The organism is Rhodopseudomonas telluris (assembly GCF_042432815.1).
Taxonomy (GTDB): domain Bacteria; phylum Pseudomonadota; class Alphaproteobacteria; order Rhizobiales; family Xanthobacteraceae; genus Rhodopseudomonas; species Rhodopseudomonas telluris.
Genome location: NZ_JBHLWM010000008.1, coordinates 972,563 through 991,542, shown reverse-complemented (window position 1 = coordinate 991,542; position 18,980 = coordinate 972,563). Strand labels below are relative to the sequence as shown.

At 65.3% G+C, this 18,980-nt stretch carries 19 protein-coding genes; 18 read left to right on the top strand and 1 reads right to left on the bottom strand.

The window, feature by feature from the left end; all coding sequences use genetic code 11:
* The first annotated feature begins 5 nt into the window (after positions 1-5).
* The 17 genes from ACFFJ6_RS22065 (at position 6) to ACFFJ6_RS21985 (ending at position 18,127) form a co-directional block, all read left to right on the top strand.
* Positions 6-644: an NADH-quinone oxidoreductase subunit J gene (locus ACFFJ6_RS22065; protein ID WP_054160653.1), complete on the top strand. Its 639-nt coding sequence runs from the start codon at positions 6-8 to the stop codon at positions 642-644.
* On the top strand, positions 641-952 hold the full coding sequence (gene nuoK, locus ACFFJ6_RS22060) for an NADH-quinone oxidoreductase subunit NuoK (RefSeq protein ID WP_054160652.1): 312 nt from the start codon (positions 641-643) through the stop codon (positions 950-952). Before ACFFJ6_RS22065 ends, nuoK begins: the two co-directional genes overlap by 4 nt.
* Positions 953-1,017: 65 nt before the next feature.
* Complete coding sequence (gene nuoL, locus ACFFJ6_RS22055) at positions 1,018-3,114, top strand: NADH-quinone oxidoreductase subunit L (RefSeq protein ID WP_378391856.1); 2,097 nt, start codon at positions 1,018-1,020, stop codon at positions 3,112-3,114.
* On the top strand, positions 3,114-4,631 hold the full coding sequence (locus ACFFJ6_RS22050) for an NADH-quinone oxidoreductase subunit M (protein WP_378391854.1): 1,518 nt from the start codon (positions 3,114-3,116) through the stop codon (positions 4,629-4,631). Before nuoL ends, ACFFJ6_RS22050 begins: the two co-directional genes overlap by 1 nt.
* 19 nt (positions 4,632-4,650) lie before the next feature.
* Positions 4,651-6,087 carry an NADH-quinone oxidoreductase subunit NuoN gene (gene nuoN / locus ACFFJ6_RS22045; protein WP_378391852.1) on the top strand — a complete coding sequence of 479 codons (1,437 nt, stop codon included), beginning with the start codon at positions 4,651-4,653 and terminating at the stop codon, positions 6,085-6,087.
* A 1-nt stretch (position 6,088) separates the two neighbouring features.
* On the top strand, positions 6,089-6,895 hold the full coding sequence (locus ACFFJ6_RS22040) for a biotin--[acetyl-CoA-carboxylase] ligase (protein ID WP_378391850.1): 807 nt from the start codon (positions 6,089-6,091) through the stop codon (positions 6,893-6,895).
* Entirely contained in the window at positions 6,895-8,565 is a 1,671-nt protein-coding gene (locus tag ACFFJ6_RS22035; RefSeq protein WP_378391848.1) for a ribonuclease J, read from the top strand. Before ACFFJ6_RS22040 ends, ACFFJ6_RS22035 begins: the two co-directional genes overlap by 1 nt.
* A gap of 149 nt (positions 8,566-8,714) precedes the next feature.
* Positions 8,715-9,119, top strand: coding sequence for a methylmalonyl-CoA epimerase (mce, locus tag ACFFJ6_RS22030; protein ID WP_378391846.1), 405 nt, complete (start codon positions 8,715-8,717; stop codon positions 9,117-9,119).
* A 3-nt stretch (positions 9,120-9,122) separates the two neighbouring features.
* Positions 9,123-9,407, top strand: coding sequence for a DUF1467 family protein (locus ACFFJ6_RS22025; RefSeq protein ID WP_378391844.1), 285 nt, complete (start codon positions 9,123-9,125; stop codon positions 9,405-9,407).
* A 193-nt stretch (positions 9,408-9,600) separates the two neighbouring features.
* Positions 9,601-10,917: a nicotinate phosphoribosyltransferase gene (locus ACFFJ6_RS22020; protein ID WP_378391842.1), complete on the top strand. Its 1,317-nt coding sequence runs from the start codon at positions 9,601-9,603 to the stop codon at positions 10,915-10,917.
* A gap of 487 nt (positions 10,918-11,404) precedes the next feature.
* Positions 11,405-11,776 carry a DUF2946 family protein gene (locus tag ACFFJ6_RS22015; RefSeq protein WP_378391840.1) on the top strand — a complete coding sequence of 124 codons (372 nt, stop codon included), beginning with the start codon at positions 11,405-11,407 and terminating at the stop codon, positions 11,774-11,776.
* Positions 11,777-11,905: 129 nt separating this feature from the next.
* On the top strand, positions 11,906-12,445 hold the full coding sequence (locus tag ACFFJ6_RS22010) for a copper chaperone PCu(A)C (protein ID WP_378391838.1): 540 nt from the start codon (positions 11,906-11,908) through the stop codon (positions 12,443-12,445).
* A 35-nt stretch (positions 12,446-12,480) separates the two neighbouring features.
* On the top strand, positions 12,481-12,972 hold the full coding sequence (locus tag ACFFJ6_RS22005) for a YcnI family protein (protein ID WP_378391836.1): 492 nt from the start codon (positions 12,481-12,483) through the stop codon (positions 12,970-12,972).
* Complete coding sequence (locus tag ACFFJ6_RS22000) at positions 12,969-14,609, top strand: copper resistance CopC/CopD family protein (RefSeq protein WP_378391834.1); 1,641 nt, start codon at positions 12,969-12,971, stop codon at positions 14,607-14,609. Before ACFFJ6_RS22005 ends, ACFFJ6_RS22000 begins: the two co-directional genes overlap by 4 nt.
* A gap of 157 nt (positions 14,610-14,766) precedes the next feature.
* On the top strand, positions 14,767-16,086 hold the full coding sequence (gene proS, locus ACFFJ6_RS21995; RefSeq protein WP_378391832.1) for a proline--tRNA ligase: 1,320 nt from the start codon (positions 14,767-14,769) through the stop codon (positions 16,084-16,086).
* Positions 16,087-16,140: 54 nt separating this feature from the next.
* Complete coding sequence (locus ACFFJ6_RS21990; RefSeq protein ID WP_254986543.1) at positions 16,141-17,421, top strand: lipoprotein-releasing ABC transporter permease subunit; 1,281 nt, start codon at positions 16,141-16,143, stop codon at positions 17,419-17,421.
* 10 nt (positions 17,422-17,431) lie between these two features.
* Positions 17,432-18,127: an ABC transporter ATP-binding protein gene (locus tag ACFFJ6_RS21985; protein ID WP_378392267.1), complete on the top strand. Its 696-nt coding sequence runs from the start codon at positions 17,432-17,434 to the stop codon at positions 18,125-18,127.
* A gap of 265 nt (positions 18,128-18,392) precedes the next feature.
* Here ACFFJ6_RS21985 and ACFFJ6_RS21980 read toward each other — a convergent pair whose 3' ends face one another.
* On the bottom strand, positions 18,393-18,644 hold the full coding sequence (locus tag ACFFJ6_RS21980) for a DUF3551 domain-containing protein (RefSeq protein WP_378391830.1): 252 nt from the start codon (positions 18,642-18,644) through the stop codon (positions 18,393-18,395).
* Positions 18,645-18,723: 79 nt separating this feature from the next.
* Between ACFFJ6_RS21980 and ACFFJ6_RS21975 the strand changes: the two genes are divergently transcribed.
* Entirely contained in the window at positions 18,724-18,954 is a 231-nt protein-coding gene (locus ACFFJ6_RS21975; protein ID WP_378391828.1) for a hypothetical protein, read from the top strand.
* The last annotated feature ends 26 nt before the right edge of the window (positions 18,955-18,980 follow it).

Here is an 18,980-nt window from a genome sequence, read left to right as displayed (position 1 = left end):
ACGCCATGTCCATGCCAGTCCTGTTTTTCTATCTCTACGCGGGCGCCGCGATCGCCGCCGCCGTCATGGTGGTGTTCGCGCGCAACCCGGTGCACTCGGCGCTGTTCCTGATCCTGGTGTTCGTCAACGCCGCCGGCATGTTCGTGCTGATGGGCGCCGAATTCCTGGCGATGATCCTCATCGTGGTCTATGTCGGCGCCGTCGCGGTGCTGTTCCTGTTCGTGATCATGATGCTCGACGTCGACTTCAGCCGGCTGCGCGAGGGCTTCCTCGAATATCTGCCGTTCGGCCTGTTGATCGGCTTCATCTTCCTCGCCGAACTGCTGCTGCTGGCCGGCGGCTGGGTGATCACCCCGACCGTCACCAAGACGATCACGGCGCCGATCCCGGCGGGCGTCACCAACACCGAGGCGCTCGGCCTCGTGCTGTACACGCGCTACATCCATTACTTCCAGATCTCGGGCATGATCCTGCTGGTGGCCATGGTCGGTGCGATCGTGCTGACGCTGCGCCACAAGAAGTCGGTAAAGCGGCAGAACATCGCCGAGCAGAACGCGCGGTCGAAGGAGACCGCGATGGCGCTGCGCAAGGTCAAGCCGGGGCAGGGACTGTCCGACAGCGACTCCGCGGAGTGGGTGCGATGAACGAGATCGGTCTGGGTCACTTCCTGTCGGTCGCTGCCGTGCTGTTCACGCTCGGCATTCTCGGCATCTTCCTCAACCGCAAGAACGTCATCATCATCCTGATGTCGATCGAGCTCATCCTGCTCGCCGTGAACATCAACCTGGTGGCGTTCTCGATCTTCCTCAACGACATCGTCGGGCAGGTGTTCGCGCTCCTGGTGCTGACCGTGGCCGCGGCCGAGGCCGCGATCGGCCTCGCGGTGCTCGTGGTGTTCTTCCGCAACCGCGGCACGATCGCGGTTGAAGATATCAACCTGATGAAGGGGTAGGGCATGATCGTCCATCACCCGTCGCTGACCCGCGACGCGATCCGGCTCGGAGCGAAGGCGCGCGCATGATCCAGGCTATCGTATTCCTGCCGCTGATCGGCGCGCTGATCGCGGCCGTCATCGCTCTCTACGGCGCGCATGCTCGCAACCCGAGCGGCGACACGGTCGAGCATCACGACGATCACGGCCACGGCGCACATGGTCATGACGCCCATGCCCACGCGGCCCATGGTCACGATGATCATGGTCACGACGATCACGCCCACGATGATCATGCCCACGGCCCGGTCGAGCCGGCCGCCGCCGGCTCGCGGCTGGCCGAGATCGTCACCACGACGCTGCTGCTGATCTCGGCGGCGCTGTCCTGGGTGACTCTGGTCGACGTCGGCTTCATGCACCACGATCTTCGCGTCCCTGTGTTGCCCTGGATCAATTCGGGCGATCTGCAGGTGGCGTGGACGCTGCGCGTCGACACGCTGACGGCCGTGATGCTGGTGGTGGTGACGACGGTGTCGTCGCTCGTGCATCTGTATTCGATCGGCTACATGCACGAGGATCCGCATCGTCCGCGGTTCTTCGGCTACCTGTCGCTGTTCACCTTCGCGATGCTGATGCTGGTGACCGCCGACAACCTGCTGCAGCTGTTCTTCGGCTGGGAAGGCGTCGGTCTGGCGAGCTATCTGCTGATTGGTTTCTGGTATCAAAAGCCGTCCGCCAACGCCGCCGCCATCAAGGCCTTCGTCGTCAACCGCGTCGGCGACTTCGGCTTTTTGCTCGGCATCTTCACGATCTTCGTGCTGGTCGCCTCGACCGATTTCGACACCATCTTCGCGGCCGCGCCCGGCCTGACCGGCAAGACCATCAACTTCTTCGGCTGGCACGCCGACGCGTTGACGCTGGCCTGCCTGCTGCTGTTCATGGGCGCGATGGGCAAGTCGGCGCAGTTCCTGCTGCACACCTGGCTGCCGGACGCGATGGAAGGCCCGACCCCGGTGTCGGCGCTGATCCACGCCGCCACCATGGTCACCGCGGGCGTCTTCATGGTCGCCCGGATGTCGCCGCTGTTCGAACTGGCGCCGACCGCGCAGGCGGTCGTGATGTTCTTCGGCGGCACCACCGCGCTGTTCGCGGCGACGATCGGTCTGGTGCAGAACGACATCAAGCGGATCGTGGCGTATTCGACCTGTTCGCAGCTCGGCTACATGTTCGTGGCGCTGGGGGCAGGGGCCTATTCGGTCGGCATGTTCCATCTGTTCACGCACGCCTTCTTCAAGGCGCTGCTGTTCCTGGGCGCCGGCTCGGTGATCCACGCGATGCACCACGAGCAGGACATCCGCCACATGGGCGGCCTCAAGGACCGCATCCCCTTCACCTATGCGGTGATGGTGATCGGCACCCTGGCGCTGACCGGCTTCCCGCTGACCGCCGGCTACTTCTCCAAGGACGCGATCATCGAGTCGGCCTACGTGTCGCACAACCCGATGGCGTTCTACGGCTTCCTGATGACGGTCGTCGCGGCGCTGCTGACCTCGTTCTACTCGTGGCGTCTGATCTTCAAGACGTTCCACGGCGAGCCGGCCGACCGCAAGCACTACGAGGCCGCGCACGAGAGCCCGCTGACGATGACGATCCCGCTGTTCGTGCTCGCCTTCGGCGCGCTGGCGGCCGGCTATCCGTTCAAGGAAGTGTTCGCCGGGCATGGCGTCGAGGAGTTCTTCCGCGAGTCGCTGAAGATGCACCCGCACATCATCGAGGAGATGCACCACATTCCGGCCGGCATCGCGTATCTGCCGACCGTGATGATGGTGGTGGGCTTCCTGGTGTCGTACCTGTTCTACATCCGCCGGCCGTATCTGCCGGTGGAGCTCGCGACGCAGCACCCGCTGCTGTACAATTTCCTGCTCAACAAGTGGTACTTCGACGAACTGTACGACGTGATCTTCGTGCGGCCGGCGAAGTGGATCGGCACCCAGCTCTGGAAGAAGGGTGACGGCATGCTGATCGACGGTCTCGGCCCGGACGGCATCTCGGCCCGCGTGCTCGACGTCACCCGCGGGGTCGTCAAGCTGCAGACCGGCTATCTTTACCACTACGCATTCGCGATGCTGATCGGCGTGGCCGGTCTGATCACCTGGTTTATGCTCGGCGGGGGAGGCCGGTAATGTCGGCTTCAATCATGACCTGGCCCATCCTTTCGGTCGTCACCTTCCTGCCGCTGGTCGGCGCGCTGCTGGTCTATCTGGCGCGCGGCGACGACGAGGCCGCGCGCCGCAACGCGCGCTGGATCTCGCTGTGGACCACGCTGATCACCTTCGCGGTGTCGCTGATCCTGGTGGCGCGGTTCGATCCGTCGAACCCGGGCTTCCAGTTCGTCGAAAAGGCGCCCTGGCTCGGCAACACGATCAACTACCACATGGGTCTCGACGGCATTTCGCTGCCGCTGGTGATCCTGACCACCGCGATCATGCCGTTCTGTATTCTCGCAAGCTGGAAGTCGGTGACGTTCCGGGTGCGCGAATACATGATGGCGTTCCTGGTGCTGGAAACGCTGATGATCGGCACCTTCTCGGCGCTTGATCTGGTGCTGTTCTATCTGTTCTTCGAAGGCGGTCTGATCCCGATGTTCCTGATCATCGGCGTCTGGGGTGGCCCGCGCCGGGTGTACGCGTCGTTCAAGTTCTTCCTGTACACGCTGCTCGGCTCGGTGCTGATGCTGCTGGCGATCATGGCGCTGTACTGGACGGCGGGCACCACCGACATCCCGACGCTGATGACCACCGCCATCCCGCGCAACCTGCAGACCTGGGCGTGGCTGGCGTTCTTCGCCTCGTTCGCGGTCAAGATGCCGATGTGGCCGGTACACACCTGGCTTCCCGACGCCCACGTCGAGGCGCCGACCGCGGGCTCCGTGGTGCTGGCGGCGATCATGCTGAAGATGGGCGGCTACGGCTTCCTGCGCTTCTCGCTGCCGATGTTCCCCGATGCGTCGGTGTACTTCGCGCCGCTGGTCTACACGCTCTCGGTGATCGCGATCGTCTACACCTCGCTGGTCGCGCTGATGCAGGAAGACATCAAGAAGCTGATCGCCTACTCCTCGGTCGCCCATATGGGCTTCGTCACCATGGGCATCTTCGCCGGCAACACCCAGGGCGTCGCCGGCAGCGTGTTCCAGATGATCTCGCACGGCATCGTGTCGGGCGCGCTGTTCCTCTGCGTCGGCGTGATCTACGACCGCATGCACACCCGCGAGATCGCCGCCTATGGCGGCCTCGTGAACCGGATGCCGCTGTACGCCTTCGTGTTCCTGGTATTCACGATGGCCAATGTCGGCCTGCCGGGCACCTCGGGCTTCGTCGGCGAATTCCTCACGCTGCTCGGCACCTTCCGGACCAACATCCCGACCGCGACCTTCGCGGCGCTGGGCGTGATCCTGTCGGCCGCCTACGCACTGTGGCTGTATCGCAAGGTGGTGTTCGGCGCCCTGACCAAGCCGGCACTCGCCTCGATCAAGGACCTGACGCTGCGCGAGTCCGTCATCCTCGCGCCGTTCGTGGTGCTGACCATCCTGTTCGGCTTCTATCCGAAGCCGGTGCTCGATATGTCGGCCGCCTCGGTCCAGCATCTCGTCAACCAATACGCCGCCGCCGTGACTGCCGTGAAGGCAGCCGCGCTTCCGTAACCGGCAAGGACTGCACGCTATGAATATCGATATCGCCGGTTATTCGCTGGTCCCGATCCTGCCGGAGCTCGTGCTGGTGGTCGGCGCGATGCTGCTGCTGATGCTCGGCGCCTATCGCGGCCCGCGCACCACCGGGCTGGTCGCCACGCTCGCGGTCATCCTGCTGGTGGTCACCGGGGCGCTGGTGGTGATGCTGCCAGCCGGCAAGCTGGTCACCTTCGGCGGCAGCTTCATCGTCGACGACTTCGCCCGCTTCCTGAAGGTGCTGGCGCTGGTCGGTTCGGCGGTGACGCTGATCCTGTCGGCCGAGAACCTGACCGATCCGTCGAAGCGGATGTTCGAATACGCGATCCTGGTGCTGCTGTCGTCGGCCGGCATGATGCTGCTGATCTCGGCCGGCGACCTGATCATGCTGTATCTCGGCCTCGAGCTGATGAGCCTCGCGCTCTACGTCGTCGCCGCCAGCAACCGCGAGGACGCCAAGTCCAACGAAGCCGGCATGAAGTATTTCATCCTCGGCGCGCTGTCGTCCGGCATGCTGCTGTACGGCGCCTCGCTGATCTACGGCTTCACCGGCACCGTGCAGTTCTCGGGCATCGCCGCGGCGGCCAGGGACGGCAATATCGGGCTGGTGTTCGGCCTGGTGTTCCTGCTCGCCGCGCTGTGCTTCAAGGTTTCGGCCGTGCCGTTCCACATGTGGACGCCGGACGTGTACGAAGGCGCGCCGACCCCGGTCACCGCGTTCTTTGCCTCGGCCCCGAAGGTCGCCGGCCTTGCAATCTTTACCCGCGTGACGCTGACGGCGTTCCCCGGCATCGTGCCGCAGTGGCAGCAGATCGTGGTGTTCGTCGCGATCGCCTCGATGGCGCTCGGCTCGTTCGCGGCGATCGGCCAGAAGAACATCAAGCGCCTGATGGCCTATTCGGCGATCGGCCATATCGGCTTCGCGCTGGTCGGCCTGTCGGCCGGCACCGTCGAAGGCGCGCAGGGCGTGATCGTCTACATCTCGATCTATGTGGCGATGACGCTGGGCGCGTTCGCGGTGATCCTGTCGATGCGTCGCAACGGCCTGCATGTCGAGAACATCAGCGACTTCGCCGGCCTGTCGCGCACCAACCCGCTGCTGGCGTTCTTCTTCGCGATGCTGCTGTTCTCGATGGCCGGCATCCCGCCGCTGGCCGGCTTCTTCGCCAAGTTCTACGTGTTCATGGCCGCCATCAAGGCCGGCCTGTTCGCGCTCGCCGTGATCGGCGTCGTCACCAGCGTCATCGGCGCCTACTACTATCTGGCGATCATCAAGGTGATGTATTTCGACGAGCCGGCCCCGGGCATCGACCGGGTGCGGCTGGAGCTGCGCGGCGTCCTCGCGGTCGCCGGGCTGTTCAACATGCTGTTCTTCATCTATCCGGCGCCGCTGGTGAATGCGGCGACAGCCGCAGCCAAGTCGCTGTTCTAGGATGGCACTACGCCTCGGGACGAAAGCTGAAGCGGCGGGCTACAAGCTCGCCGCTTTTGACTCGATCGGGTCGACCAATACCGAGGCGTTGGCGAGGGCGCGGGCCGGGGAGAGCGGTCCGACCTGGTTTGTGACCACCGAGCAGACGTCCGGCCGCGGCCGCCGGCAGCGCGCCTGGATCGCCCCGCGTGGCAATCTCGCCGCCTCCGTTCTCGAAGTGATGCGTGTGCCGCCGAGCGTCGCCGCGACGCTCAGCTTTGCCGCCGGCCTCGCGCTCGAGCGTGCGCTGCAGCAGGTCAGCTTTGAAGCCCGCGCGCGGGGCGGCGCGTCGGCCGGTTTTTATCTGAAGTGGCCGAACGACGTCCTGGCCGACGGCAAGAAGCTCACCGGCATTCTGCTCGAGGCCGAGAACGTCGGCGCCGATCGGCTCGCGGTCGTGATCGGCATGGGCACCAACGTGGTCGCCGCGCCCGACGATACGCCTTATCCCGCCGCATCGCTGCACGGCCTCGGCATCCAGGTCAGCGCCGAGGATCTGTTCGCGGCGCTGTCGGATGCCTGGACCGAGATCCGCGGCATCTGGGACGAGGGGCGGGGCTTCGGCGAGATCCGCAAGCAATGGCTGGCCCGCGCCACCCGGCTCGGCGAGCCGGTGTCGATCCAATCCGGATCGGCCACGATCGACGGGATTTTTGAAACTATCGACGACACCGGCTGTCTCATCGTTCGCACCGCCGACGGAAGGAGGGTACCGATCTCCGCCGGGGACGTGTATTTCCGCTCGGCTGCGTCATCAGGAGCCGCGTAATGGCACGACCCGACGAACTCACATTTGCGCCTCTCGGTGGCGTCGGCGAGATCGGCATGAACCTGTCGATCTACGGCCTCGGCAACCGCCACCAGCGCAGCTGGCTCGCGGTCGATCTCGGCGTGTCGTTCGGTGACGAGGAGCATCTGCCCGGCATCGACCTGATCATGCCGGACGTCCGCTTCCTTGAAAAAGAGAAGAAGAACCTCGTCGGCATCGTGCTGACGCACGCCCACGAGGATCATTTCGGCGCGATCATCGATCTGTGGCCGAAGCTCGGCTGCCCGATCTACGCGACCAAGTTCAGCGCCTCGTTGTTCGCCGCCAAGCTCGCGGCCGAACGCACCACGCTGAAGATCCCGATCACCGAAGTGCCGTCGGGCGGCCGGATCGATCTCGGTCCGTTCAGCGTCGAATTCATTCCGGTCGCGCATTCGATCCCGGAAAGCCACGCACTGGCGATCCGCACCTCGGTCGGCACCGTGCTGCACACCGGCGACTGGAAGATCGATCCGACGCCGGTGGTGGGTCCGCCGACCGACGAGAAGCGGCTGCGCGAGATCGGCGACGAGGGCGTGCTGGCGCTGATCGGCGACTCCACCAACGCGGTGCGCGACGGCCGTTCGCCGTCGGAATCCGAAGTCGGCGTGTCGCTCACCGGCCTGATCAAGTCGGCCAAGGGCCGCGTCGCGGTGACGACCTTCGCATCGAATGTCGGCCGCATCCGCGCCGTCGCCGACGCCGCGCGGGCGGCGGGGCGGGAAGTGGTGCTGGTCGGCCGCGCGATGGATCGCGTGTCGAACGTCGCCCGCGAGTGCGGTTACCTCGATGGCGTCCCGGCCTTCCGCGGTCCGGAGTACTACGGCCATTTTCCGCCCGACAAGGTGCTGGCGCTGTGCACCGGCAGCCAGGGCGAGCCGCGCGCCGCGCTGGCGCGGATCGCGCGCGACGATCACCCCGAGGTCACGTTGAACAAGGGCGACTGCGTGATCTTCTCATCGCGCACCATCCCGGGCAACGAGAAGGCGGTCGGCGGCATCATCAACGGCCTGGTCAATCAGGGCATCGAGGTGATCACCGACCGCGATCACCTCGTGCATGTCTCCGGCCATCCGCGCCGCGACGAGCTGCGCGAGATGATCTCCTGGGTGCGGCCGCAGCTGCTGATCCCGGTGCACGGCGAAGCGCTGCATCTCAACGAGCACGCCAAGCTGGCGCGGCAGATGGGCGTGCCGAAGGTGATGACCTGCCGCAACGGCGATCTGGTCCGGCTCGGACCGGGCGATCCGGCGATCATCGACCAGTTGCCGTCCGGCCGTCTCTACAAGGACGGCACCATCCTCGAAGAGGACAAGTCGCGGGCGGTCGTCGAGCGCCGCAAGATGGCGTTCGCGGGCTGTGCCTTCGTGGCGCTGGCGATCACCGAGGCGGGCGAACTGGTCGACGATCCGGAAGTCGAACTGATCGGCATCCCGGAGAACAACCGCGCCGGCGAGCCGCTCGACGACATCGTGTTCGACGCCGTTGTGGCGACCGTTGAAGGCTTGCCGCGGGCGCGGCGGCGCGATCCGGACGCAATTGCGGAATCCGTCCGGCGCACGGTGCGCTCCAACATCCAGGAGCATTGGGGCAAGAAACCGCTCTGCTTCGTCCATGTGCTGACGGTCTAGCGCCGACTTTCCGCATTGCGGCAACACCGGATCCGCCGGTTACGCGACAAAATAAGGGCTGGAGTTTCGGTTCTGGTTCGATCAGAACCGAGGCCGTACAACGCGACAAGAAACCTCAACGACAAGAAGCAAACGACGGAGACGGTGTCATGCTCGGGCGGCTCAATCACGTGGCAATTGCGGTGAAGGATGCGGTCGCGGCCGCCAAGATCTACGGCGGCGCGTTCCAGGCCGAGATCTCCGACGCGGTGCCGCTGCCGGAGCACGGCGTCATCACCGTGTTCGTGACGTTGCCGAACACCAAGATCGAATTCATCCAGCCGCTTGGGGAAGCCTCGCCGATCGCCAAGTTTCTCGATCGCAATGCCGACGGCGGCATCCATCACGTCTGCTACGAAGTGCCGGACATCATCGCGGCGCGCGATACGCTGATCAAGGAAGGCGCGCGCGTGCTCGGCGACGGGCAGCCGAAGATCGGCGCGCACGGCAAGCCGGTGCTGTTCCTGCACCCGAAGGACTTTTCGGGTGCGCTGGTCGAGATCGAGCAGTCGTAAGAGATGATCAGCCAGATCGGCAGTCTGCTGGCGATCTACTTCGTGCTGTGGTGGGTGGTGCTGTTCATGGCGCTGCCGTTCGGCGTCCGCAACCGCGCGGAGGCTGGACACAGCAGCGACGAGATCGACGGCACCGATCCGGGCGCGCCGGTCGCGGCGCTGATGGTCCGCAAGGCGCTGTGGACCACGCTGATCTCGGCGGTGATCTTCGCGATCGCGCTCTACGCCTATCGGGCCGGCTGGCTCGGCGTCGATCGCCTCGTCAAGCTGATGGGCATTCCGCTGTAGGGCGCGTCGTATTGCCGGTGTCGCGAGCATGCACGGACCGAGACCAATGGCGCGGATTGCCGTCTCGGCGGCGAGTTTCCAAATCTGTTAAGTTCGGACGCGATAGTGGTTCTGGACGAGGGAGCGGATCGATGGGGGCGGCTCGATCTGCGCGACATGTCTGCGCTGGCCCCGGCGTCCAAGGGTTTGCCAGATGAGCTTCACCGATATCGCCACCCGGGTCCACAATCACAACTATCGGATGGACCCGGTCGTCCGCACGCTGCTCGACACCGACTTCTACAAGTTGCTGATGCTGCAGTTGATCTGGATGAAGCACCGCGACACGCCGGTGACCTTCGGGGTGATCAATCGGACCAAGGCGGTCCGCATCGCCGACGAGATCGACATCGGCGAATTGCGGGCGCAGCTGGATCATGCGCGGACGCTGCGGCTGTCGAAGCGCGAGATGATCTGGCTGGCGGGCAATACGTTCTACGGCAAGAAGCAGATCTTCCGGCCGGAGTTTCTGTCGTGGCTCGAGAGCTTCGCGCTGCCTGAGTACGAGGTCGAAGTCCGCGACGGCCAGTACGAACTTCGCTTCGCCGGCCCGTGGCCGCTCACCACGATGTGGGAAATTCCGGCGCTGTCGATCATCAACGAACTGCGCGCCCGCAAGGCGATGCGCAACATGGGACGTTTCGAGCTCGACGTGCTCTATGCGCGCGCCAAGGCCAAGCTGTGGGGCAAGGTCGAGCGATTGCAGGCGTTGAGGGCCTCGGGGCGGTTGAAGATCGGTGATTTCGGAACGCGCCGCCGTCATGGCTATCTGTGGCAGAGGTGGTGCTGCGAAGCCCTGCAGGAGGGGATCGGCGACGCCTTCATCGGCACCAGCAACGTTCACGTCGCCATGGAAATCGGCTCGGAGGCGATCGGCACGAACGCGCACGAGCTGTCGATGGTCTATGCGGCACTGGCCGGCGATGACGATCAGCAAGTTGCGGCGTCGCGCTACACGGTGCTCGACGACTGGCGCCATCTCTACGACGGCAACCTGCTCGTCATCCTGCCGGACACCTATGGCACCACCTCGTTCCTGCGCAATGCGCCCGACTGGGTCGCCGACTGGACCGGCGCGCGCCCCGACAGCAAGCCGCCGATCGAAGGCGGCGACGAACTGATCGCATGGTGGCAGGCCGAAGGACGAGACCCGAAGGAAAAGCTGCTGATCCTGTCCGACGGCATGGACATCGATTCGATCGAGCATTCGTTCTGGCACTTCAAGGATCGTGTCCGCGTCAGCTACGGCTGGGGCACCAACCTGACCAACGACTTCCGCGGCTGCGCGCCGAACGGCGGCAACGCGCTCGATCCGATCTCGCTGGTGTGCAAGGTCGTCGAGGCCGCCGGCCGTCCCGCCGTCAAGCTGTCCGACAATCCCATCAAGGCCACGGGCCCCGAAGCGGACCTGCGGCGCTATCTGCGAATTTTCGGCACCGAGGGCATGACGGATCACTCGGTCACGGTGTGAGCGATCTGCGAGAATCGTTGCCGCGATCCTGAGCCGCTCAGCGAGCCCATCGGCGATCGACGATGGTCCATGCTCGAGCGAGTAGAACAGCGCTGCACAGCTTGCTGAAAAGAAAAAGCAGGGCGGGTGCCCTGCTGAAAACCTTGTCGACCCTAATATTTTCCCGAATTTTTTGGATTTGTTGTTTTGTTTGACGGGCGACGCAGCATTGTTGCGCGTCAGGGTTCCTCCCGAGACTTGGACCACCCAGACTTTCGCTCAGGGCTAAGTCTGTTGTCATCATTCGTAGCCGAAGTTTTTTGACTTGTCACCATTTGCGGCAACGAATGTTCAAATTTAAGGCGGTAGGCGAAATGAACGGAAACTCGCAACTTGCGCATGAATGGCGGGTGCATTCGATATGGTGCGGGGCAGAAACCATCGGCCCTATCGCAATCGACAGCGGTAAAGCTGCATGTTAATGCGCCACCATGGAGGACAGGCCGCGATGCGCCGATGTCTGAAGCGGACGATTCCGATCTTCGCGCTCGCGCTGCTGGTGCAGCTGCTGTCGCCGATCGGCGCCATCCGATTCGTCGCCTCCGCGGCCGCTGATCCGCTCGCTACCGCCCATCTGTGCTCCGCGATGGCAGCCGACCAGGACGGGGCGCCTGCCACAGGTTTGCCGCATGATGGCGGCTGCTGCGCGATCTGCGCCGTCGGCCTCGGCGGCGCTCCGACTCCGGCTGCCGCGCCCGAGGCTTTCGTCAGTCTGGATCGGCCCCAGCACCGGTTGTCGTGGCCGCATCGCGAGGCGGCCCCGCTGCTGCAGCACCTCAGTGCCAACGCCCAGGCCCGCGCGCCGCCAGCGGCGGCCTGACGTCACGCGCCCGCAGCCTTCGCGCTGCATTCTTCCACAACCATCCTCCGACTGGGCCGACACGGGGCGCATCATGCCGTCTCGTTCGCGGCCCGTGCGACCCTTTCAACAACCTCATCGAGGACTCCCATGACCAAACTTATTCGCGCCTTCGCGTCCGCCGCCGTCATCAGCCTGCTGTCCACCGCCGCTGTTCAAGCCGCCGAGGTCAAGGCCGGCGATCTGGTGATCGACCAGGCCTGGAGCCGCGCTACCCCGGGCGGCGCCAAGGTCGCCGGCGGCTATCTGACCATCGAGAACAAGGGAAGCGCTGCCGATCAGCTGGTGTCCGCCACGGCGGATGTCTCCGGCAAAGTCGAGATTCACGAGATGTCGATGGACGGCGGCGTGATGAAGATGCGGATGCTGGAGAAGGGCCTGCCGATCGAGCCGGGCAAGACCGTGAGGCTCGCGCCGGGCGGCTATCACATCATGTTCCAGGAGTTGAAGGCGCCGCTCAAGGAAGGCGAGAAAGTGCCGGTGACGCTGCAGTTCGAGAAGGCCGGCAAGGTGCAGGTGACGTTCGACGTGCAGGGCGTCGGCGCCAAGGCGGCGGGCGACACGGGCGGCAGCATGATGAAGATGGACCATGGCACGATGGACCACAGCGGCCATGGGATGAAGAAGTGATGCATCCGCATTTTACATGGGGAACAGCGGCCTTCATGGCCGCTGCGCTGAGTTCAGGTGCGGCGCTCGCCCACGTCACGCTGCAGCCGAATGAATCCGTCGCTGGAAATTACTTCCAGACGGCGCTCAGCGTGCCGCACGGCTGCGACGGCACCGCGACGGTCGCGGTCCGGATCAAGATCCCGGACGGTGTATTGTCGGTGAAGCCGCAGATGAAGCCGGGCTGGACCGTCGAGATCAAGACCCGCAAGATCGAGGGCGAGCAGCCGAAGCTGCACGGCAAGACCATCACCGAGACGGTCGACGAAGTGTCGTGGCGGGGCGGGCCATTGCCCGACAATCTCTACGACACTTTCGGTCTGGTGATGAAGCTGCCCGATGCGGCCGGCAAGACGTTGTACTTCCCGGTCGTGCAGGAGTGCGAGAAGGGCATGCATCGCTGGATCGAGCTGCCGACGGCCGCGCAGGCCGCTGAAGGCCTCAAAGAACCGGCGCCGGGGCTGCGGCTGAAACCGAAGGCGCCGTGAGCCCGCGCCCTGCGCACCAGGTGATCGTGATCGGGCGGATCGCCCGGTCACTCCAATTCCGTTGGCCGAGCTGGCTGACGGCGCTCGCTGTTATCATCCTGTTGCCGGCGCTCGCGCATGCCCATGCCAGCCTGGTCTCCAGCGATCCGGCCGCCGAGGCGGTGCTGGCCACGGCGCCGGCGACGCTCTCCCTGATCTTCAACGAACCAGTCGAGCCGCTCGCGCTCACGCTGATCGATGCGCAGGCTGGCACGCATTCGATCACCGATATTGTGCGCGATGGCGTGAGCCTGCGTTTCAATCCGCCGGTTGCACTGGGCGCGGGCGGCCACGTGCTGAGCTGGCGGGTGATCTCGGCTGACGGCCACCCGATCGGTGGCTCGCTGACGTTCTGGATCGGTGCGCCGGGCACGACGCTGCCGGCGATCGTCGTGCCGGACGATCCAGTGCGCCGCGCCGCGATCTGGGGGACGCGGATCGTTGTCGAGTTGACGCTGTTCACGGCCGTCGGCGGTGCAGTGTTTCTCGCCTGGATGGCCGCGGTGCCGCTCGCCGGTGCGGGGACGGTGAGCGTGAGCTTCGCGCTGCTCGGCCTCCTCGCGCTGGTCGGAGCGGTCGGCCTGCAGGGACTGGATGTGCTCGACATGTCGCTTCGCCGGATCGGCGACGCTGCCGTGTGGCGTGCGGGCGGCGCGGGATCGTTCGGCGACGCCGCGACGCTGACGGGCCTCGCCTTCTTGCTGGCGCTGGCGTCGCTCCGCTGGCGCGGCTGGAATGCGCGATGGCTGTCGCTGGGGGCGGTCGTAAGCTTGGGGACGGCGTTCGCGGTCAGCGGCCATGCTGCGACGGCCGAACCGCGCGTGCTCGCTGGCGCCGCGGCGTGGGTCCACGGCGTCAGTCTGGCGCTGTGGATCGGCGCGCTGCTGCCGCTGGCGATCGCTGTCGGTCGGCGTGACGCAGCCCCGGCGACGCTGCGACGGTTTTCGCGGGCGATCCCTGCGGCGGTCATGGCGCTGCTGATCAGCGGGGTCGCGCTCGCCGCGATCGAACTCGGCCGGCTCGGCGCGCTGTGGCACAGCGATTATGGCCGGGTGTTGATTGCCAAGCTGTCGCTGGTGTTTGTGCTGCTCAGCTTGGCGCTGTGGAACCGGGGCAGGCTGACGCCGCTGCTGCTGGCCGGCGAGGCGAGGGCGGTGCGGACGTTGCGCGCCAGCATCGCGGCCGAGCTGGTGCTGGTGATCGCCATCCTCGGCGTTGTGGGGCTATGGCGGTTCACGCCGCCGCCGCGGACCGCGAGCCCGATTGCCGCCGTGCACGACAGTGCCTTTGTGCACATCCACGGCGAGCGGGCCATGGCCGGCGTAACGCTGACGCCGGACCGCGCTGGGCCCGTCGAATTCACCATCGTGCTACAGACGCCCGACGAAGCGCCGCTCGCCGCGCAGGGGGTGACGATCACGCTGGCCAATCCGGCGGCCGGGATCGAGCCGGCCAGCGCCGAGGCGCAGCGGCAGCCGGACGGGGCGTGGCGGGTTCGGATGTCGGCACCGCTGCCGGGGCGCTGGACGCTGGCCCTCGGCATCCTGATCTCGGACTTCGAGAAAGTCAGCATCGAAGCACCGGTGATGATCCGATAGACGGGTGCCGGCCCGGTCCGGCACATGCTATGCCCCGCACAAGCCGCGCTGAAACCGGCGTCTTTCGCAAAGTTGCGCAGCCGCGCCCTTGTGTTTTGCTGCCCGATCCGGTTTCACTGGCGCAAACCAGATTTCCCCTGATTCTTGAGCAAATCCCATGCGTTTGTCGCGTTACTTCCTGCCGATCCTGAAGGAAAACCCGAAGGAGGCCGAGATCGTCTCGCACCGGCTGATGCTGCGCGCCGGGATGCTGCGGCAGGAGGCCGCCGGCATCTACGCCTGGCTGCCGCTCGGCCATCGGGTACTGAAGAAGATCGAGCAGATCGTCCGCGAGGAGCAGAACCGTGCCGGCGCGATCGAGCTATTGATGCCGACGCTGCAGCTCGCCGATCTGTGGCGCGAGAGCGGTCGCTATGACGCCTATGGTCCGGAGATGCTGCGCATCGCCGATCGGCATAAGCGGGAATTGCTTTACGGCCCGACCAACGAGGAAATGATCACCGAGATCTTCCGGGCCTATGTGAAGTCCTACAAGAGCCTCCCGCTCAATCTCTATCATATTCAATGGAAATTCCGCGACGAGCAGCGCCCGCGCTTCGGCGTGATGCGCGGCCGCGAATTCCTGATGAAGGACGCTTACTCGTTCGACGTCGACGAGGCGGCGGCGCGCAAATCCTACAACAAGATGTTCGTTGCTTACTTGCGGACCTTCGCCCGGATGGGCCTGAAGGCGATCCCGATGCGGGCCGAGACCGGCCCGATCGGCGGCGACCTCAGCCACGAATTCATCGTGCTGGCCGAGACCGGCGAGTCCGGCGTGTATTGCGACAAGGACGTCCTGAACCTGCCGGTGCCGGACGAGAATGTGGACTACGATGGCGACCTGACCCCGATCATCAAGCAGTGGACCTCGGTCTATGCGGCCACTGAGGACGTCCACGAGGCGGCGCGCTACGAGAGCGAAGTGCCCGAAGCCAACCGGCTTCAGACCCGCGGCATCGAGGTCGGCCAGATCTTCTACTTCGGCACCAAGTATTCCGACTCGATGAAGGCCAATGTGGCCGGTCCGAATGGCGCCGATACGCCGATCCATGGCGGCTCCTACGGCGTCGGCGTGTCGCGGCTGGTCGGCGCGATCATCGAGGCCTGCCACGACGACAACGGCATCATCTGGCCGGAGGAGGTGGCGCCGTTCCGCGTCACCATCCTGAACCTGAAGCAGGGCGATGCGGCGACCGACGCGGCCTGTGAGCAGCTCTACAAGGAATTGACCGCGAAGGGCGTCGATGTGCTGTACGACGACACCGACCAGCGCGCCGGCGCGAAGTTCGCGACGGCCGACCTGATCGGCATTCCGTGGCAGGTCCATGTCGGACCGCGCGGGCTGGCCGAAGGCAAGATCGAACTGAAGCGGCGCAGCGACGGATCGAAAGAGTCGGTCGCGCTGGCGGAGGCGGCTGCCCGGTTGGCGCCGTAAGATATCCACGGGCGGCTCGGCTGAAATTAGCCCGAATCGTGTGAAATTCGGAGCATGGATCACAGCATGACTGAGCCAGTTCGAACTCCCCCCTTTGCGCCATTCGAGTGGCTCCTCTCCGGGCGTTACCTCCGTGCGCGCCGCCGTGAGGGATTCATCTCGGTGATCGCCGGCTTCTCGTTCCTCGGCATCATGCTGGGCGTCGCGACGCTGATCATCGTGATGGCGGTGATGAACGGCTTCCGCAAGGAGCTGCTCGACAAGATCCTCGGCCTCAACGGCCATCTGCTGGTCCAGCCGCTGGAAAGCCCGCTGACCGACTGGAAGGACGTTGCCGACCGCATCAGCGGCGTGTCGGGCATCAAGCTCGCAGCGCCGGTGGTCGACGGCCAGGCGCTGGCGTCGTCGCCCTTCAACGCCTCGGGCGTGTTCGTGCGCGGCATCCGCGCCGACGACCTCAACAACCTGTCGTCGATCGCCAACCACATCAAGCAGGGCTCGCTCGAAGGCTTCGACGAGGGGCAGGGCGTCGCCATCGGCCGTCGGCTCGCCGATCAGCTGTCGCTGCACGCCGGCGACAGCGTCACGCTGGTGGCGCCGCGCGGCGCCGTGACACCGATGGGCACCACGCCGCGGATCAAGCCCTACAAGGTCGCGGCGGTGTTCGAGATCGGCATGTCGGAATACGACTCGACCTTCGTGTTCATGCCGCTGAAGGAGGCGCAGGCCTACTTCAACCGCAACAACGACGTCACCGCGATCGAGGTCTACACTACCAATCCGGACCGCATCGACGTCTTCCGCAAGGCGGTGACCGAGGCGGCGGGGCGGCCGGTGTTCCTGGTTGACTGGCGGCAGCGCAACTCGACCTTCTTCAACGCGCTGCAGGTCGAGCGCAACGTGATGTTCCTGATCCTGACGCTGATCGTGCTGGTGGCGGCGCTCAACATCGTCTCCGGCCTCATCATGCTGGTGAAGGACAAGGGCAGCGACATCGCCATCTTGCGCACCATGGGTGCGACCCAGGGCTCGATCATGCGAGTGTTCCTGATCACCGGCGCGGCGATCGGCGTGGTCGGCACGCTGACCGGCTTCGCGGTGGGGCTGCTGATCTGCATGAACATCGAGTCGATCCGGCAATTCCTGTCCTGGGTCACCAACACCGAGCTGTTCTCGCCAGAGCTGTACTTCCTGTCCAAGCTGCCGGCCGAGGTGGACTTCGCCGAGACCAGCGCGGTGGTGATCATGGCGCTGACGCTCTCGTTCCTAGCGACGCTGTATCCGTCGTGGCGGGCGGCGCGGCTCGATCCCGTGGACGCGCTTCGCTATGAGTGAGACGCCGGAGATGGAGCAGGGGGACGACATCCCGGTCGTGTATCTGCACGACATCAAGCGCCAATACGTCCAGGGCGAGGCGCATCTGACGATCCTCAACGGTGCCAAGCTGGCGCTGTGGGCCGGGCAGTCGGTTGCCTTGGTGGCGCCGTCTGGCTCCGGCAAGTCGACGCTGCTGCACATCGCCGGGCTGCTCGAGCATCCAGACGAGGGGGAGGTTTATGTCGGCGGCACAGCGACGTCGGCGCTGTCGGATGCCGAGCGCACCCAGATCCGCCGCACCGACATCGGCTTCGTTTACCAGTCGCACCGGCTGCTGCCGGAATTCACCGCGCTGGAAAACGTGATGATGCCGCAAATGATCCGCGGCCTGAAGCGCAGCGAGACGGTGAGCCGCTCCAAGGAAATTCTCGCCTATCTCGGCCTCGGCGACCGCATCACCCATCGGCCGGCCGAACTCTCCGGCGGCGAGCAGCAGCGCGTCGCCATCGCACGAGCCGTTGCCAACGCGCCGCGCGTGCTGTTCGCCGACGAGCCGACCGGCAACCTCGATCCGCACACGGCCGACCATGTCTTCCAGGCGCTGATGCAGCTCGTCCGCGCCACCCAGGTGTCGATGCTGATCGCCACCCACAATATGGAACTGGCCGGCCGCATGGACCGCCGTGTGTCGATCGAAGACGGCGTGGTGGTGGAGCTGGAGTAGGCGGGACTTGCGCCCTGTCAATCCGGGGCGCTGGCCTCAGCGAGCGAGCCCGGAATCTGAAGCCGGCATGGCTTCACGACTCCTTCGTCATAACCGCGAATGCGGATGATCCAGTAATCCAGAGCGGCTGTGCCTCGAGCGCAAACGCTCTGGAATACTGGGTCGCCCGGTCATGCCGGGCAATGACGTAGGTGCGGGCGCGGAGACTTGATGGCGATCGGACGCGCTATACTCCGGCCCCTCATTCAAGAGATGTCCCGGCGCCTCAGTCGCGCTGCCGCTGCGAGCGGCGCGGTTTCTTGCGTGGCTCGGGGGCTTTGTACCACGGATTGGTCATGCAGTCGGCGGCGCGTCCCGAGGCCGACATCCGGCACTGCTGCATGGTGTCGTAGCTGCACTCGTCGTACCAGTCGTGATAGTTCAGATAGACCCGCAGGCAGACCGGGTAGTCCCTGGCTTGGGCGGCCGAGGTCAGGCCGAGGCCGGCGAGCAGCGTGAGCAGGAACAGGCTTCGCATCTTCGATCCTTTCTCGCGTTAAGGCGGCGACGGCGGCGGCGTCAGCCTGCTTGCGATCGCTATACATCAGTCCGCGGTCATGGGCGACCTCGACGCCTCCGGCCACGCGAGTGACGCCGTCGTAGCGGACCAACATCGCGCGGTGACGACAGTCCGAACGGTCCGTTATCGCGCCGGTAAGGCAAAGTGCCTTGCGGCGGCGGCGGGATCGAAAACGGTTCTCTTATTTGCGAGCGACATTCGAAAATCCATTTCATTGACCTCGATCAAACCTGTCCGCATCATTCGTCACATCAGCCAACCTTATTGATGCCCGCAAGCGGGCGGGCGGGTTGA

Excerpts from the sequence above, each read along its gene's own strand:
- ACFFJ6_RS22015 (WP_378391840.1), top strand. The coding sequence starts at position 11,405 with ATGCGCCGATGTCTGAAGCGGACGATTCCGATCTTCGCGCTCGCGCTG.
- ACFFJ6_RS22010 (WP_378391838.1), top strand. The coding sequence starts at position 11,906 with ATGACCAAACTTATTCGCGCCTTCGCGTCCGCCGCCGTCATCAGCCTG.
- ACFFJ6_RS22065 (WP_054160653.1), top strand. The coding sequence starts at position 6 with ATGTCCATGCCAGTCCTGTTTTTCTATCTCTACGCGGGCGCCGCGATC.
- mce (WP_378391846.1), top strand. The coding sequence starts at position 8,715 with ATGCTCGGGCGGCTCAATCACGTGGCAATTGCGGTGAAGGATGCGGTC.
- ACFFJ6_RS22025 (WP_378391844.1), top strand. The coding sequence starts at position 9,123 with ATGATCAGCCAGATCGGCAGTCTGCTGGCGATCTACTTCGTGCTGTGG.
- nuoL (WP_378391856.1), top strand. The coding sequence starts at position 1,018 with ATGATCCAGGCTATCGTATTCCTGCCGCTGATCGGCGCGCTGATCGCG.
- ACFFJ6_RS22050 (WP_378391854.1), top strand. The coding sequence starts at position 3,114 with ATGTCGGCTTCAATCATGACCTGGCCCATCCTTTCGGTCGTCACCTTC.
- ACFFJ6_RS21980 (WP_378391830.1), bottom strand. The coding sequence starts at position 18,644 with ATGCGAAGCCTGTTCCTGCTCACGCTGCTCGCCGGCCTCGGCCTGACC.
- proS (WP_378391832.1), top strand. The coding sequence starts at position 14,767 with ATGCGTTTGTCGCGTTACTTCCTGCCGATCCTGAAGGAAAACCCGAAG.
- ACFFJ6_RS22005 (WP_378391836.1), top strand. The coding sequence starts at position 12,481 with ATGGCCGCTGCGCTGAGTTCAGGTGCGGCGCTCGCCCACGTCACGCTG.
- nuoK (WP_054160652.1), top strand. The coding sequence starts at position 641 with ATGAACGAGATCGGTCTGGGTCACTTCCTGTCGGTCGCTGCCGTGCTG.
- ACFFJ6_RS21990 (WP_254986543.1), top strand. The coding sequence starts at position 16,141 with ATGGATCACAGCATGACTGAGCCAGTTCGAACTCCCCCCTTTGCGCCA.
- ACFFJ6_RS22040 (WP_378391850.1), top strand. The coding sequence starts at position 6,089 with ATGGCACTACGCCTCGGGACGAAAGCTGAAGCGGCGGGCTACAAGCTC.
- ACFFJ6_RS22020 (WP_378391842.1), top strand. The coding sequence starts at position 9,601 with ATGAGCTTCACCGATATCGCCACCCGGGTCCACAATCACAACTATCGG.
- ACFFJ6_RS21975 (WP_378391828.1), top strand. The coding sequence starts at position 18,724 with ATGGGCGACCTCGACGCCTCCGGCCACGCGAGTGACGCCGTCGTAGCG.
- ACFFJ6_RS21985 (WP_378392267.1), top strand. The coding sequence starts at position 17,432 with ATGGAGCAGGGGGACGACATCCCGGTCGTGTATCTGCACGACATCAAG.
- nuoN (WP_378391852.1), top strand. The coding sequence starts at position 4,651 with ATGAATATCGATATCGCCGGTTATTCGCTGGTCCCGATCCTGCCGGAG.
- ACFFJ6_RS22035 (WP_378391848.1), top strand. The coding sequence starts at position 6,895 with ATGGCACGACCCGACGAACTCACATTTGCGCCTCTCGGTGGCGTCGGC.